Source organism: Anaerosolibacter sp. (genome assembly GCF_029240175.1).
Taxonomy (GTDB): domain Bacteria; phylum Bacillota; class Clostridia; order Peptostreptococcales; family Thermotaleaceae; genus Anaerosolibacter.
Map to the genome: position 1 here is coordinate 135,421 of NZ_JARBTM010000007.1, position 15,624 is coordinate 151,044.

Here is a 15,624-nt window from a genome sequence, read left to right on the forward strand (position 1 = left end):
AATTAATAATCCTTTTTTATTTCATACTTTAATTTTTCAATATAATTCCTTTGCACACCCAATTCCTTCGCAATTTCTTCATCCTGAAGGCCTGAGTCAACCATATCAATAAAATCATGAAAATCAATATCTTTAAATTTGTTCATATTTCTATTACTGATATAATCACCGATTCGCTTTGTCATACGTAAACCTCCCCAAAGAAATTATCTATTGATATTCTAGCCATATTTCCTTGGGTATATGCATAGATTTACTGATTTACGAATGGATTCATCGTTCTTTCTATACCGATTGTCGTAGAACTGCCATGTCCAGGCAATACTTTGATTTCATCATTGAACACCATGAGCTTTCTTTTTATTGAATCAATAATTAGTTCGAATGACCCACCATCTAAGTCTGTTCTTCCGATAGATTGAGCAAATAATGTATCTCCAGAAAAGATCACATCATTCACACGAATACAAATACTTCCCCGCGTATGCCCGGGTGTATGAATAACATGAAGCCTTAAGGATCCGAGTTCAACAATATCTCCATCACTTAAAAAAATATCTGCCTCAACCTGCACTTCCTGCATACCCATCAGGCTTGTCAGATTTTTTCGGGGATCTTTTAACATATATCCATCATCCTTATGGATATATATTGGAATATTCATTTGCGCTTTAATCTCCTGAATTGCGCCAATATGATCTCCATGTCCGTGGGTTAAAATAATCATTTCTGGTTGTAAATGGTGTTGCTTCATATAAGAAATGATATCATCTGCATCGCCGCCGGGATCTATAATTGCAGTTTTCTTTGTCTCTTCACAGGTAAGTACATAACAATTCACAGCATAAATCCCTGCAGGTATCCTTTCAATAATCACTTAGATTCCTCCTAGAATGTTTTTTTACTGTCTATCAACATGGTAACTGGTCCATCATTGCATAAACGAACTTCCATATGGGCTTGGAATACCCCTGTTTCTACTTGAAGGCCCTGTTGCCTGCAACGATCCACAAACATCATATATAACGCATTGGCTCTCTCAGGTCTTGCGGCGGTAGAAAAACTCGGACGTCTTCCCTTTCTGCAATCACCAAGCAATGTGAACTGAGACACTACCAGTAGCTCCCCACCTATGTCTTTCAGTGATAAATTCATTTTTTCATTCTCATCTTCAAAGATTCTTAGATTTGTGATTTTATCAACCATGTATTCAAGATCTTTTTCATCGTCCTGCTCCTCAACACCTAATAAAACTAAAAAACCTTTATCTATTTTACCCACGATGGAGTTATCAACAGTAACACTTGCCTCACTCACCCGCTGAATAACAGCTCTCATAGATCATCACCTCCAAAAATATAAAAACCTATGATGTGACCCTAAACACATCCATAACACCTTGCATTGTCCGTATTTTATTTATTAGCTTGTCTAATTGATTTACGTTAGTAATTTCTACTGTTAGATTAATGATAGCAATTTTTTCTCTATTTGTACGAGCATTTACAGCAGTAACTGTGAGCTTTGTTTCAGACAATACATTGGTTATCTCAGAAAGCAACCCTTTTCTATCTGCAGCGATAATCTGAATTTCAGACTGATACGAAGTCTGACGCTCTTCATCCCATTCAACTTCAATAAATCGATCTACATGATCGGTTTCATTGGTTACATTTAAACAATCCTTTCGATGAACAGAAACCCCTCTTCCCCGTGTAATAAAGCCAATAATATCATCACCGGGTACAGGGTTGCAGCACTTAGAAAACCTCACGAGAATGTTATCTATTCCCTTAACCGTCACACCCTGGGTGTCCTTTTTCACACTTTTAGGTTTATACTGTTTACTATGAACAATAGACAGTTCATCTAAAGATTTTTCTTCTTTTTGACTTTGTTTATACATTTCTTTAAGTTTTGGGATAATTTGATTGATTAGGATGCCCCCATAGCCTACTGCAGCATAAAGATCATCAATGGTATTCAAACTAAATTTCTTCACTAGAATATTAAGCCATTGCTGTTTCAGAAGTCCATGTACTTCGTACCCATGTCTCCTAGCCTCTTTTTCTAACATTTCCCGGCCTTTTTCAATATTCTCTTCTTTTCTTTCCTTTTTAAACCATTGACGAATTCTATTTTTAGCTTGGGTACTTTTGACAAACTTTAGCCAGTCACGGCTAGGTCCATTACTGTGTCCAGATGTCAATACTTCAATAATATTTCCATTTTTAAGCTTATAATCCAATGGTACGATTCTACCGTCCACTTTTGCACCGATGCAACTGTTTCCCACAGCAGAGTGAATTTTGTAGGCAAAATCAACAGGTGTTGAACCCGCTGGCAAGTCAATAACATCTCCCTTAGGTGTAAAGACGAATACTTCGTTGGTAAATAAATCTACCTTTAAAGATTCCATGAATTCTTTGGGATCCTTTAAATCTCGCTGCCATTCCAGCATCTGCCGAAGCCATCTTAATTTATCATCAAAATCAGCTTCATCCGTTTTCCCTTCTTTATATTTCCAATGGGCTGCGATACCATATTCAGCAATACGATGCATCTCCCAAGTTCTTATTTGTATCTCAAAGGGCTCCCCTTGGGGTCCGATAACTGTCGTATGAAGGGATTGATACATATTGGGCTTAGGCATAGCAATATAGTCCTTAAACCTACCAGGAATTGGTTTCCACATGGTGTGGACGATACCTAATGCTCCATAACAATCTTTTACATTATCAACAATAATACGAATAGCAATTAAATCAAATATCTCTTCAAAAGACTTATGCTGATACACCATTTTTCGATAGATGCTATAAAAGTGCTTCGGTCTTCCGCTTATCTCATATTTGATTTGAACGCTTTTTAGTGACTCATGTAATTGTTTAATTACTTGATTTATATAATCTTCCCGCTCACGTCTTTTTTTCGCTACTTTTTCAACAAGCTCATAATAACCTTCTGGGTCCATATATAGTAGTGCAAGGTCCTCTAATTCCCATTTAATCTTAGAAATACCCAATCGGTGGGCAATTGGCGCATAGATTTCCAAGGTTTCCAGTGCCTTTTCTTTTTTCTTGTTCTCATTCATGAATTTCAGTGTCCGCATATTATGCAGACGGTCTGCTAGCTTTATAATAATTACTCTAATATCTTTAGCCATAGCTAAAAACATCTTTCTTATACTTTCAGCGTGTCTTTCTTCTTTCGTTTCATAAGTTAGAGATTCAAGTTTGGTCACACCCTCCACAAGCAGTGCGATCTCTTCACCGAATTCCTTTTTTACCTGTTCATAACCATACTTAGTATCCTCAATGACATCATGTAATAGACCCGCCACAATGGTCGAGTCATCCATCTCTAGTTCTGCTAAAATTTTAGCTACTTGAACAGGATGTACAAAATACTTCTCTCCCGATTTACGAATTTGCCCTTCATGGGCATTCTCAGAGAAGTTATATGCCTTTATGATTAAACTTAAATCACTATTGGGATTATATTGCTGCACTTGAGCCAATAGATTTTCTAACATGCCATCACCCTATACCTACTAAATAGTCATATCCGTTGTCTAAAAAATATTAAATATATTATATAACAAATAGTTTTAAAAAAATAGTATACAATACACAAATATGTCAAAATATATAGAATAGTGGTTGGGTACCCCAACCACTATTCTAATATTTGATCAAAGATCTAACATCGTAATTCTTTAAGGACTCTCTTCCATTTAGGTAAGTTAGTTCTATCAAGAAGACTATTCCGACAACTACTCCCCCTAAATCTTCTACCAGTTTAATCGTCGACAGGATTGTTCCACCCGTAGCCAACAAATCATCTGCAATTACAACCTTCTGCCCTGGGGTAATTGCATCTTTATGTATTTCTAGTACATCGCTTCCATACTCTAATTTATATTCTGAGCGAATGGTTTCAGAAGGTAGTTTACCTGGTTTTCTTACTGGGATAAACCCCTTATTCATAGCGAAGGCTAAGGGTGTACCCACAATAAAACCTCTAGACTCTGGTCCAATAACCAAATCAAAATCTTTATCTTGCAGTTCTTTCTGGAATTGATCTATCGTATATTTAAATGCATCTCCATCTTTAAGCAAAGTTGTTATATCCTTAAAGCGAATTCCTTTTTCAGGGAAATCAGGTATAACTCTAATTTTTTCTTTTAAATCCATTGTAATTCCTCCTCAGATTTCTCAAATATTTTATAGAGGTTTATTCATTGCTGATCAATTATTAAACCTCCAAATCTTTTATTGCTTTGGAAAAGCTTTACTCCTTATTATATGATATATTCTTCTCCTGTACAATAGCATGAATAGATTTGAAGCCTTGCAATAAATCATATTTAATCAGTTTATGAAAGCTATTCTGCAAATCTGCTTTATTTCCTTCTTTATTTTTTAGCATTTTTGTAAACAATGACAATGATGCACAGCATCCCTAAGAAAATGGAAAAAACAAATCCAGCCACAGAAATCTTACCAACAAAAGAGATTTGTTCTAAATTCTCATGCTTTAATACGATTGCACTTGCGATCAATATGGCCGAAGTCATCATACTGATCATCATCCTGCCGCTAAATCGATCTATTTCTTTGTTTAAATCCTGAATAGCTGGTTGTTCTATGATCAATGCCATCTCATTTCTTTCTATCTTCTTGATTAAGCGTTTGAATAAAAGTGGCACATCCTTTATCGTGAGAATTATATCCTCTGTGTAATCTAACAATTCACCAGTTAGTCTTTTAGGATTTAGGCGATGACTGGCAATCTCTTTTATAAACTGCGATGTCACATCAGATAGTGAAAAGTTTGGATTTAGTTGTTTTACACAACCTTCTAAAGTTATAATAGCTTTTCCTAAAATAGTAAACTGTGAAGGAAGCTTAATTTTATTATTATAGGCAATGCTCATGAGTTCTGAAACCGCATCGCTCATTTTTAAATTCTTAAGTGGTGTATTATAATAATAATTCAAAACAAATGAAATATCTTCCTTCAGTCGTCTCATATCAGTGTCACTAGACACTGCATCTATTTCAATCAGCAAATTGATAATTTTATCAACATTTTTTTTGGCCCCTGCAACAAATAGATTAGAAATAAAAGCCATTGTTTCCTTGTCAAGATAACTGGTTATCCCCATATCAATGAAGGCTACTTTATTATTGGATAGCACAAAAATATTACCCGGGTGAGGATCACCGTGGAATAACCCGTATATAAATACCTGCTTCATAAATGATTTTGCAATAATATCTCCGATTTTTCCTGTGTCCCATCCCCTTTTTTTAATCTGTTTAACATTAATAGCTTTTATTCCTTCTATTTCCTCTAAGACAAGAATTCGCTTTGTAGTATATTCCCAGAAGATAAGAGGCACACAAACTTCTAATTGATTCTTAAAATTCTCCCTGAATTTTTCTGTGTTTCTTGCCTCTATGGTATAATCCAGCTCTTTTATGATTGAACGAGAGTATTCCTCAACAATTTCTTTAGCATGTATAGGCATTTCATCTTTAAAGTATTCGTCAAATAGGGCAGCTAGATGATATAAAATGCTCATATCTCTTTGAATGATTTGTTTGATATTAGGTCGTTGAATTTTTACAACTACTTTGGTTCCATTTTTCAATCGTGCCTTGTGAACTTGTCCTATAGATGCTGCAGCTACAGGCTTCTCTTCAAATTCTAAAAAAGCATTACTAGTCTTAACACCTGTCTCATCAGTAAAAATCTTTTTTACTGTTGCTAGTGGGAACGCTGGGGCACAATCCTGAAGCATTGATAATTCCTTCATTATTTCTTCTGATACCAAGTCTGGCCTTGTACTTAAAATCTGCCCTAGCTTAATAAATGTTGGTCCCAACTCTTCCAATGCCATTCTTATTCTTTTTTCAACAGGTAAAGTTGTGTCAATTTTAGATTTCTTCTGTACCCATCCTTGAATAGATCTATTTTGAAAAAGTTTGATTACAATATAATCAAAACCATACTTCATAAGAACTTCTGCGATTTCTTTATAGCGTTTCACATTTTTATATCCATTGCCTATTTTTCTTAGGGCCATTCTAGTCACCTACAAATTTAAAAGGTAATAACATCTTAAGGATATTATTACCTTTCTCTTGGCTACATTATAAGCTAGTTCGAATTTCTTTTACGCAGGTCGATATTTTCCTTTGCCTTTTTCCCAGTTTTTCCATATAACCCAAATTGGACTTGCAATGAAAATGGAAGAATATGCTCCTGTAGCAATACCAGCAATCAGCGGCAATGCAAATTGTCTAATAGATTCAACACCTAGTACATATAAAGTCACAATCGTAATCAGTGTAGTTAATGAAGTATTGATCGATCTAGCCAATGTTTGATTGATACTTTCATTTGCTATTCCTGCATAATCAGGCTTTTTTGCAAACTTAAGATTTTCTCGGATCCTATCGAAAACAACAATTGTATCATTGATAGAATACCCTACCACTGTTAATACAGCTGCCACCAGGGAGCTGTTCAAAGGTATTTGGAACAATCCATAGATAGCAACGACAACGAGAACGTCGTGGATTAGAGCGATAATACCTGCTACACCAAATTTAAATTCAAATCTAAAGGTAATGTAGGCCAACATGCCAATAGAGGCAATCGCTATGGATAATAATGCTTTCTGAGCGATCTCTTTCCCCATTGTAGGCCCGAACTGCTCTGCTTGTCTAAAGTCCTCATCCTGTAAATTATACTTTTCTTTAAAAGCATTGAAAATCTCTTCTCGTTCTTTATTATCAAGGTCTTTTTTCGTCTTGATGATAATCTCTTGTTTCTCTTCGCCAGCATGAAGAATGTCTGCATCCAGAGCGAACTGAGATGTGATGTCTTTTGCTTCTTCTACACCGATGGTTTCTCCAATATTGATCTGCATCATGGTTCCACCCGTGAAATCTATTCCCATATTGAAACCGTTAATCAATCCCACAAATAAACCTATGACAATGACGGCTATAGAAAGACCAAACCATATTTTTGATTTTTCTACTATTCTCATGAAATCAACCCCTTTCTACGCCCCATATAGCTTCGTATTTTTAAAGAAATTAAAACTAGTGAATATTTTAAGCAATATTTTCGTGACGACAACAGCTGTGAACATACTGGCAAAAATACCGATCATCAAGGTAACTGCAAATCCTTTGATGGGGCCAGATCCAAATTGAAATAGTACTATAGCCGCAATAACCGTAGTAATATTTGAATCTAAGATGGTTGATAGGGCTCTTGAAAAACCTGAATCTACTGAGGCCCTTAAAGACTTTCCATTTCTAATTTCTTCCTTGATTCTTTCAAATATAATAACATTGGCATCAACGGCCATACCAATTGATAATATTAATCCTGCAATGCCTGGTAAAGTCAGTGTGGCATTAAATCCAATCATCACCCATAAAACAATGCTCGTATACAGAACCAATGCAAGGGCAGCAATGAAGCCCGGTAATCTGTAATAAACAATCATAAAGATAAATACTAATAGAATCCCGATGATCCCAGCCGTAACACTCTTGTTTAAGGAATCAATACCGAGGGTTGGTCCGATTGCTGAAGTTTGCACTTCCGAAAGGTTTACTGGCAGTGCACCGCCTCGAATTAAAGCAGCCAATTGTGAAGCTTCCTCTAAAGTAAAATTGCCTGTGATTACGCCGCGTCCGTTGGGAATCTCATTTTGAACTGCGGGCGTTGAAATTGGCACATTATCTAGCACAATGGCAATGACTTTTTCTTCGATCCTCGTCTTTGCAGCTAGTTCTCTCGTAGCTTCTTGAAAAGCCTTTGAACCTTCACTGTTAAATTCTAGGGATACGGATGGGATATTTCCTTTGTCTTGTTCAAAAACAACTTCAGCGTTTTTGACCTGTTCTCCAGTTAATACAACCTGACCATCCGGCTTTATAAACTGCAACTGGGCTGTTTTACCAATTACCTCGATGGCTTCAGTAGCATTTTTCGCCCCTGGCAGTTCAATTCTTATTCTTTTTTCTCCTTCACGGACAATATTTGGTTCTGTTAATCCTAAGCCATTTACTCTTCTTTCAATGACCTCTTTTGTTTGATTCATTATTTTATCAAGCTCGTCACCTGACGCATTCGTTTCTGCCTCTAGAACAACAAATACACCGCCCTTTAGATCCAAACCGAGCTTCATGTTTTCTTGAATGGAGCCGATTCTTATATTGCCAGCCTCGAATCCATAAATGCCAACTATGGCAGATGCCGCAATTACTGCTAATACAAGCAATAAAGCAATTAGATTTTTGATATTCATCCTCTATTCTCCCTCCTTAAGACACTCATAAGAACAATTATATACGTTGTCCTAGTTTGCGTCAATTGCGTACAAATTTTATTTTATGTTATGGGTTTTGGCCAACAAAACATAATTATCTGCAGACGTTTTAAAGTGTTCTTTTTCTTCATCAGTAATTTCTCTTATAACCTTGGCAGGCGATCCCATAACTAAAGAGTTGTCTGGAATTGTTTTGCCTGGAGGCACTAAGGAGCCTGCACCGATAATTACGTTGTTTCCGACCACTGCACCATCCAGTACAATTGCCCCCATTCCAACAAGTACATAATCTCCTATTGTGCATGCATGGATGATGGCCCCATGTCCTACTGTAACATAATTACCGATCTTTGTTGGCATATTTGTGTTTATATGGACTGTACAGTTATCTTGAATATTTGTATTCTCTCCAATTTCTATTTCATTGCCATCGCCTCGAATTACTGTACCATACCATACATTGGCGTTTTTTTTCATTCTGACACGGCCTATAACATCTGCGCTTTCTGATATATAGCAGCTTTCATGGATTTCGGGCTTGTACCCTTTGTATTCATGAATCATTTTTATTCCGCCTCCTCTAATAATTTCGCTTGTATGAATAAAGAGCATTCAATCCTTTTCTTCTCCATCTCACAACCAATATCGTATGGGATGTTTATATCTTTATGGAAGTTATAAGCATTGGCGTGACATCCTCCACTACAGTAAAATTTAGCCCAACACTTATTGCATTTTTCTTTATTATATACGTGAGCATCGCCAAAGGATGTTTGCAAGTCTGTTTTGAATTCATTTTTCAGTACATTTCCAATAAGAAATTCATCATTTCCTACAAACTGATGACAAGGGTAGATATCACCTTCTGGAGTAATTGCCACATATTCAGACCCAGCACCACAGCCAGATAATCGTTTAATGACACATGGTCCTTGTGATAAGTCAATCATAAAGTGAAAGAAGTTAAAACCATTTCCTGCTTTATGGCGTTTTATATATTCTCGAGCTAATGTTTCGTATTCACGAGCGATGATTTCTAAATCTTGTTCCTTAATTGCATATGGCATGCCATCATCAGCAACAACGGGTTCTACTGAAGTATTCTTAAATCCTAAATCAGCCAGATGGAGTACATCGGAGGAAAAATCTAAATTATCACTGGTAAATGTTCCTCGCACATAATAACTCTTTCCATTTCTCATTTCAGCCATTTTCAATAGCTTGGGTACGATGATATCATAGGTACCATTACCATTTACTGTATATCTCATTTTATCATTTACTTCTTTTCTACCGTCTATACTTAGAACAACATTTTCCATATTCTCATTGATATATTCCATGGCCTCATCATCAAGCAGTACCCCATTGGTGGTAAGCGTGAATCTAAATCGCTTATTTGTTTCTAATTCTCTGCTTCGTCCATATTTCACGATTTCCTTTACGGTTTCGAAGTTCATCATGGGTTCACCGCCAAAGAAGTCTATCTCCAAGTTTCTTCTAGCGCCGGAATTTTCAATCAGAAAATCTAACGCTTTTTTCCCAACTTCTGATGACATGAGACTTCGATCACCTTTAAAGTCTCCTTGGGAAGCAAAACAATATTTGCATCTTATGTTGCAATCATGGGCAATATGGAGACATAGTGCTTTTACCACTGGTTTTCGATTGATGAAGGCTGGATGATTAGCATATGAATCCTCTGTAAAGAGTAATCCTTCGGATTCAAGTGTTCCTATCTCTTCCATGGCTTCTAATATGGCTTGTTCGTCATAGCGACCTGAAAATAATTTGACAAGTTCTTCTTGGGTTTTGTATTTATACTCATCTAGTAAGTTATATACAATTTCATCTACAACATGTACAGCACCGCTGTTTACATCTAGAACGATTTTTACATCATCTAATACAAATTTATGTATCATTCATGATCCTCCCTAAAATTAATCTAAAACACTATTCTATTGTATATAAAGTTTTTTTCTATGACAAGAAAAAAAGCACGATCATAGAATGATATTCATTTAATCCTTTCGCTCAATAACAGGATAAAAGGACAGTAACGTTATCATTACTGTCCTTTTAAGCTATGTATTATTTATTTTCACATTCTTGATTTGCAACAGTACAAGATGTCTTGCAAGCTGATTGGCAAGATGTTTGGCATTCACCACATCCACCCTTTGCAGCACTATTTTTTAATGTGGCATTTGTTAATGTCTTGATATGCTTCATGTATTTCTCCTCCTCTACGTTAATTTCTACTAAATTATAACATAAACCATTTTCCTGTAAAAGTAGTTTATTTCAAATTCACACCTATCATTCCGCCGATGCCTCCAGCTGCAATTCCCGTTAATGATTTATATAGTACCAGCATCCCTACAGCGAACTCATCTAAAAATATCCATCCCATCACCATCATCAACATGGCATAGAGTAAACCAGCAACTGCACCATTTAGCCAGCCTTTTCTCCTCAATTTTAATCCTGTGTACATCCCACTCATGGCTACACTAATTACCATAACAACTGAAGTAACGATGGGTATAACCCCCTCTGATATACTGGTATATGTGATCATGAGCGCCATAAGGATAAATGCAAATATAGAGAAAACTGATGCAGAAAGAATTCCCTTCATGTATACTACGATAATATTATCCTTTCCCATATCTACCTTTTTATTTGACTGCAATATAATCACCTCACATATGAATTCTTATATCATATTTATGCGATAATGATTGAAATATTACAATAACTCAATGATTGAAGAGGTGGTAAAAAAACAAGGATGCTTTCGCATCCCATTATTCTTCTGTAGTTTCTCCTTTATTTACGTTTCCGACAGCCCATCTTGCAATCTGAAGTTTCAATTTATCAGCGCCAACTTCAATTGTAAGTACATCTTCTTTTATCTTTGTTATTTTACCATGGATACCGCCAATAGTTACGATTTGATCGCCAACTTTTAAATTGCTTCTCATTTCCTTTACTTGCTTATCCCGCTTCTGCTGTGGTCTAATAATTAGAAAATAGAATATTCCTAGAAAAACCGCCGTCATAATAATTGGTGAATATGTTCCAGCCATTGATATATATCCCTCCTTTTCTCTAATAGTTATATATATTCAACGTAGAAGTTAGAACTCCTTTTCTTGTTTAAATTTCATAACCATATTTTTCAAAGAACTCTCTTCGATAATCTAATAATCGGTCTTGTCGAATAGCTTCCCGTACATTTCTCATTAATTCAATGAGAAAGTAAAGATTATGATAAGTGACCAATCGAGCGGAAAGGATTTCTTCCGCTTTATATAGGTGTCTTAAATAGGCTTTTGAATAATTTTTACAGGTATTGCAGCTGCAATTTGGATCTAAAGGAGTAAAATCTTCAACATGCTTAGCATTTTTTATGACAACTTTACCTAATGACGTCATAGCAGTTCCATTTCTTGCTATTCTTGTAGGCAATACACAATCAAACATGTCAATTCCTCTAATCGCTCCTTCTATCAGGCAGTCAGGGCTGCCAACGCCCATCAAATACCTTGGCTTATCCTTTGGCATCAAAGGCGTTGTATAATCAAGAACTTCGTACATTAATGGTTTTGGTTCACCTACACTCAATCCACCTACTGCATAACCTGGGAAATCTAACTCTATAATTTCCTTTGCACTTTGTTCTCGCAGGTCTTTATACATTCCGCCTTGGATAATACCAAATAGTGCTTGTTGATCCGGTTTAGCATGAGCCTCTTTACAGCGTTTTGCCCAGCGGGTAGTTCTTTCCAGAGAATTTTTCACATAGCTTCTGTCAGCAGGATAAGGGGCGCATTCATCAAATGCCATGATGATATCGGCACCGAGTGCATTTTCGATCTCAATGGCCTTTTCAGGACTAAGAAAGTGTTTAGAACCATCGAGGTGAGATCGGAATTCAACGCCTTCTTCAGTTATTTTTCTTAAATCTCCTAAACTAAAAACTTGAAAACCACCACTATCTGTCAAAATTGGGCGATCCCAATTCATGAACTTATGAAGACCTCCTGCCTTTTCAACAAGACGATGTCCCGGTCTCAAGTATAAATGATATGTATTACTCAATATGATTTGTGCATCGATATCCTTTAATTCCTCTGGAGTCATCGCTTTAACAGTGGCTTGGGTTCCAACGGGCATAAAAGTGGGTGTATCAATAATCCCATGAGGTGTATGTAATCTCCCTAGTCGTGCACCACTTTGTTTACATTCCTTAATAAATTCATATTTAATTGCCATTTATATTAAACCTCCTAATTGTGTACCTTATATTTATAACATGAACATTGCATCCCCAAAGCTAAAGAATCTATATCTATTATTTACAGCTTCTTTATAGGCATCTAATGTTATTTCTCTGCTGCTAAAAGCACTTACTAGCATGATTAGTGTTGATTCCGGCAGGTGAAAGTTAGTGATAATGCTATCGACAATTTTAAATTGATAGCCTGGATAAATGAAGATATCCGTCCAAGCACCCCCTGGATGCACTTTTCCATCATCGTCAGCAATACTTTCCAAAGTTCGAATGGACGTAGTACCTACAGCAATCACGCGGCCGCCCTTCTCTTTCGCACGATTGATAGTATTGGCAGTCTCCTCTGTAACTTCAAAGTACTCTGCATGCATTTTATGATCATGAATGGTTTCACTCTTTACAGGTCTAAAAGTGCCTAATCCAACATGTAATGTAATGTAAGCAATGCTTACGCCTTTATCTTGAAGCTTACACAATAAATCTTGCGTAAAGTGAAGGCCTGCGGTAGGAGCTGCTGCTGAACCTTCATGCTTCGCATATACCGTTTGATACCTCTCCTTGTCTTCTAACCTCTCCTTAATATAGTGGGGCAGCGGCATAGAGCCTAATTGATCCAAAATTTGCTCGAAAATCCCATCATAATTGAATTCGACAATTCTTGAACCTTCATCACCATACGCTACAATTTCGGCGCTTAAAAGACCATCGCCAAAAATAATGTGATCACCTATCCGAGCTTTTTTACCTGGCTTGACCAAGGTCTCCCATCTATCGCCTTCTATTCTTTTTAAAAGAAGAAATTCAACTTTTCCACCTGATTGATCCTTCGTACCAAAGAGTCTGGCAGGAATTACTTTGGTATTATTAAGCACAAGACAGTCACCAGCTTGTAAATAATCAAAAATATCCTTAAATATCCTATGTTCTATTGAGCCACTCTTCTTATCTACCACCATCAACCTAGATTCTTCACGGTTTTTCAGTGGTGTTTGTGCAATTAACTCTTCTGGCAAATCAAAATAAAATTCACTTGTACGCATTGTCAGTTCTCCTTACTCTATCTGGGTTCCTGTATAATAGTATGTTAATATCTGATCATAAGTATAGCCTTCTTCTGCCATTTTCTTCGCTCCCCACTGGCTCATTCCTAAGCCATGCCCCCAACCTTTTCCTGTAAAAACATATTGTTTGGCGTTAAAAGAAATATTCTTTAACTCTATTCCATTGAAAACAACAATTTGTTCTAGACTGCCATCCAATTGTCTTGTGCCATCCGCTGCAGCAATAAACAAATTACCTGAACTGATTTGCTTTGGTCCTGAAGCATCACCAGAAATAACAGTAGCCGATGCATCCGTGTTCACTGTAAACCAAGTGCTTTTAATGTTATTATAACCAAATATACTCCGGACCTTTTCTTTTTCTAGAATTTTCTTATCAGAACTTCCACTCACTTCCATTTTTAATACTCTACCAAAATCTGAATAAGAAGTTACTTGAATACTATTTAAATCTCCGACTGAAAGCTGTTTACTATTGAGCACCTCTTGAATTTGATCTTTTGTCATGACGTAGGACCATGTATCATTTGGGGCTCCAATGGAAAATGGATCTGATACACCCTTTAAATACCCTATAGGTGAAGACCAAATATTCTCGCTATTTTCCGTGTGTCCCCCACTGTTGGAATGATAAAACGGAGTGACTAATTCTCCATTATAGGTTAAAAATTTTCCCCTTGTTTCATCTACTGCCCCACGACTTCGTTCATGTTCGCTGTCGAATCCCCCATATACTTGACAATGGGTCGTAGCACATAAATCAAAGCCATATTGGTTATGGCTTCCTAGCTTCTCGATGGCATAGTTTCTTGCAGCAACTGCTTGTGCTTTTTGCGCTTCAAGGGGCCAGGTTCCTGACATTTCTTTTGGTACTACTCCATATAGATATTCTTCTAAAGAAATTCTATTAATGATCGTCAGATCACTACCGGTATACCGTTTTATACCAATGTCACCCCTAAAGTTCTTACCATCTACTTTAACCATATTGGATCCATTAGATTTAAAATAATAATCTGTTTCTCCTAGGTTCACCATGCATAATACATCACCAGTTTTTGATAAAACCTGTATTCTCCTATTATTCTGGGGTATTATATTCACCTCGTGCTCTGGAAAAGTTAGTCTTAAAGCTTCAATAGCACTTTGAGCACTGATCGTTGATGTAAACATCCCTGTCCATACTTTCCAGCCATCTTCAAAGCTCAAATAAGGTTTAGTCGGCATTGTCGTTAAACTGCTCATAAATGCTTGGGCTTCTTCTTGTGAGCTGAATTGTGGGCCAATTTGAATATGAATAGGACCTTGTATCGTTTGATTACCATTATCCATTTGTTCATTGTACTGATATTCTATAAATGAACCATTTAATCCCATGAAATAACTGTCCTTACGAACATGGATCTCTTCACTGCTTAAAAAGCTTATTATAGGATTAAAGACACTATTTATGTAGCTTCCCAACGCTAATCCATTTTTTCCAGATATTGATATCATTGGGGTGGCACTCTCTCCATATTTAAGACCTATTTTCACATATTCAGGAACCCTTCCCTTATCGTATCCATAGACCCGCAGCGGGATAGATATATGGATAATGGATATAAGTAGTAGAACTGCTGTTATCTTTAAGATATTACGCATTTAGTCATCTCCTTCATATTCGATAAGTTATTCTATTATTTTTCGACAAAATCCAATAATATCCTTCAAAGTCATCATAATGTAAATATTTCGAAATAATTAACTTTCATTGCATATGTTCTAAATTGCCATAAAAAAGAAAAACTGTCCTCTGACCAATGTCATTAAGATAAGAAAAACAGACGATTTTATTTAAATCAGCGTATAGAAATTATACGCTGATTTTTTATATAATTTTTTAAAAAGACTTGACT

Annotated in this window: 16 protein-coding genes; all 16 read right to left on the bottom strand. The window is 36.3% G+C overall.

What is annotated here, in order from left to right; all coding sequences use genetic code 11:
• Positions 1-2 precede the first annotated feature (2 nt).
• Positions 3-185, bottom strand: coding sequence for a hypothetical protein (locus K0R93_RS07195; RefSeq protein ID WP_300299446.1), 183 nt, complete (start codon positions 183-185; stop codon positions 3-5).
• A 68-nt stretch (positions 186-253) separates the two neighbouring features.
• Positions 254-877: an MBL fold metallo-hydrolase gene (locus K0R93_RS07200; protein WP_300299448.1), complete on the bottom strand. Its 624-nt coding sequence runs from the start codon at positions 875-877 to the stop codon at positions 254-256.
• Positions 878-888: 11 nt separating this feature from the next.
• Entirely contained in the window at positions 889-1,338 is a 450-nt protein-coding gene (gene dtd, locus K0R93_RS07205; protein WP_300299450.1) for a D-aminoacyl-tRNA deacylase, read from the bottom strand.
• A 28-nt stretch (positions 1,339-1,366) separates the two neighbouring features.
• A complete protein-coding gene (locus K0R93_RS07210) occupies positions 1,367-3,535 on the bottom strand; it encodes a RelA/SpoT family protein (RefSeq protein WP_300299452.1) in 2,169 nt (722 codons plus the stop codon).
• 148 nt (positions 3,536-3,683) lie between these two features.
• Positions 3,684-4,196: an adenine phosphoribosyltransferase gene (locus K0R93_RS07215; protein WP_300299454.1), complete on the bottom strand. Its 513-nt coding sequence runs from the start codon at positions 4,194-4,196 to the stop codon at positions 3,684-3,686.
• Positions 4,197-4,417: 221 nt separating this feature from the next.
• Complete coding sequence (locus tag K0R93_RS07220; protein ID WP_300299457.1) at positions 4,418-6,094, bottom strand: ABC1 kinase family protein; 1,677 nt, start codon at positions 6,092-6,094, stop codon at positions 4,418-4,420.
• A 90-nt stretch (positions 6,095-6,184) separates the two neighbouring features.
• Complete coding sequence (secF, locus tag K0R93_RS07225; protein ID WP_300299459.1) at positions 6,185-7,066, bottom strand: protein translocase subunit SecF; 882 nt, start codon at positions 7,064-7,066, stop codon at positions 6,185-6,187.
• Positions 7,067-7,081: 15 nt separating this feature from the next.
• Positions 7,082-8,341 carry a protein translocase subunit SecD gene (gene secD, locus K0R93_RS07230; protein WP_300299462.1) on the bottom strand — a complete coding sequence of 420 codons (1,260 nt, stop codon included), beginning with the start codon at positions 8,339-8,341 and terminating at the stop codon, positions 7,082-7,084.
• A 78-nt stretch (positions 8,342-8,419) separates the two neighbouring features.
• Positions 8,420-8,926 (bottom strand): gamma carbonic anhydrase family protein, encoded by a 507-nt coding sequence (locus K0R93_RS07235; RefSeq protein WP_300299464.1) that lies wholly within the window; start codon positions 8,924-8,926, stop codon positions 8,420-8,422.
• Positions 8,927-8,928: 2 nt separating this feature from the next.
• Positions 8,929-10,287 carry a thioether cross-link-forming SCIFF peptide maturase gene (gene scfB, locus K0R93_RS07240; RefSeq protein WP_300299466.1) on the bottom strand — a complete coding sequence of 453 codons (1,359 nt, stop codon included), beginning with the start codon at positions 10,285-10,287 and terminating at the stop codon, positions 8,929-8,931.
• A 169-nt stretch (positions 10,288-10,456) separates the two neighbouring features.
• Entirely contained in the window at positions 10,457-10,597 is a 141-nt protein-coding gene (gene scfA, locus K0R93_RS07245; protein WP_184308602.1) for a six-cysteine ranthipeptide SCIFF, read from the bottom strand.
• Between the two features lie 67 nt (positions 10,598-10,664).
• Positions 10,665-11,060: a TIGR04086 family membrane protein gene (locus K0R93_RS07250; protein WP_300299471.1), complete on the bottom strand. Its 396-nt coding sequence runs from the start codon at positions 11,058-11,060 to the stop codon at positions 10,665-10,667.
• 115 nt (positions 11,061-11,175) lie between these two features.
• Positions 11,176-11,457: a preprotein translocase subunit YajC gene (gene yajC / locus K0R93_RS07255; protein WP_300299473.1), complete on the bottom strand. Its 282-nt coding sequence runs from the start codon at positions 11,455-11,457 to the stop codon at positions 11,176-11,178.
• 70 nt (positions 11,458-11,527) lie between these two features.
• Positions 11,528-12,646, bottom strand: coding sequence for a tRNA guanosine(34) transglycosylase Tgt (gene tgt / locus K0R93_RS07260; RefSeq protein WP_300299475.1), 1,119 nt, complete (start codon positions 12,644-12,646; stop codon positions 11,528-11,530).
• A gap of 33 nt (positions 12,647-12,679) precedes the next feature.
• Positions 12,680-13,705: a tRNA preQ1(34) S-adenosylmethionine ribosyltransferase-isomerase QueA gene (queA, locus tag K0R93_RS07265; RefSeq protein WP_300299477.1), complete on the bottom strand. Its 1,026-nt coding sequence runs from the start codon at positions 13,703-13,705 to the stop codon at positions 12,680-12,682.
• Positions 13,706-13,717: 12 nt separating this feature from the next.
• On the bottom strand, positions 13,718-15,370 hold the full coding sequence (locus K0R93_RS07270; protein WP_300299479.1) for a SpoIID/LytB domain-containing protein: 1,653 nt from the start codon (positions 15,368-15,370) through the stop codon (positions 13,718-13,720).
• Positions 15,371-15,624 lie beyond the last annotated feature (254 nt).

Excerpts from the sequence above, each read along its gene's own strand:
- K0R93_RS07220 (WP_300299457.1), bottom strand. The coding sequence starts at position 6,094 with ATGGCCCTAAGAAAAATAGGCAATGGATATAAAAATGTGAAACGCTAT.
- K0R93_RS07215 (WP_300299454.1), bottom strand. The coding sequence starts at position 4,196 with ATGGATTTAAAAGAAAAAATTAGAGTTATACCTGATTTCCCTGAAAAA.
- queA (WP_300299477.1), bottom strand. The coding sequence starts at position 13,705 with ATGCGTACAAGTGAATTTTATTTTGATTTGCCAGAAGAGTTAATTGCA.
- scfA (WP_184308602.1), bottom strand. The coding sequence starts at position 10,597 with ATGAAGCATATCAAGACATTAACAAATGCCACATTAAAAAATAGTGCT.
- tgt (WP_300299475.1), bottom strand. The coding sequence starts at position 12,646 with ATGGCAATTAAATATGAATTTATTAAGGAATGTAAACAAAGTGGTGCA.
- scfB (WP_300299466.1), bottom strand. The coding sequence starts at position 10,287 with ATGATACATAAATTTGTATTAGATGATGTAAAAATCGTTCTAGATGTA.
- secF (WP_300299459.1), bottom strand. The coding sequence starts at position 7,066 with ATGAGAATAGTAGAAAAATCAAAAATATGGTTTGGTCTTTCTATAGCC.
- K0R93_RS07235 (WP_300299464.1), bottom strand. The coding sequence starts at position 8,926 with ATGATTCATGAATACAAAGGGTACAAGCCCGAAATCCATGAAAGCTGC.
- K0R93_RS07210 (WP_300299452.1), bottom strand. The coding sequence starts at position 3,535 with ATGTTAGAAAATCTATTGGCTCAAGTGCAGCAATATAATCCCAATAGT.
- yajC (WP_300299473.1), bottom strand. The coding sequence starts at position 11,457 with ATGGCTGGAACATATTCACCAATTATTATGACGGCGGTTTTTCTAGGA.
- secD (WP_300299462.1), bottom strand. The coding sequence starts at position 8,341 with ATGAATATCAAAAATCTAATTGCTTTATTGCTTGTATTAGCAGTAATT.
- K0R93_RS07195 (WP_300299446.1), bottom strand. The coding sequence starts at position 185 with ATGACAAAGCGAATCGGTGATTATATCAGTAATAGAAATATGAACAAA.
- dtd (WP_300299450.1), bottom strand. The coding sequence starts at position 1,338 with ATGAGAGCTGTTATTCAGCGGGTGAGTGAGGCAAGTGTTACTGTTGAT.
- K0R93_RS07270 (WP_300299479.1), bottom strand. The coding sequence starts at position 15,370 with ATGCGTAATATCTTAAAGATAACAGCAGTTCTACTACTTATATCCATT.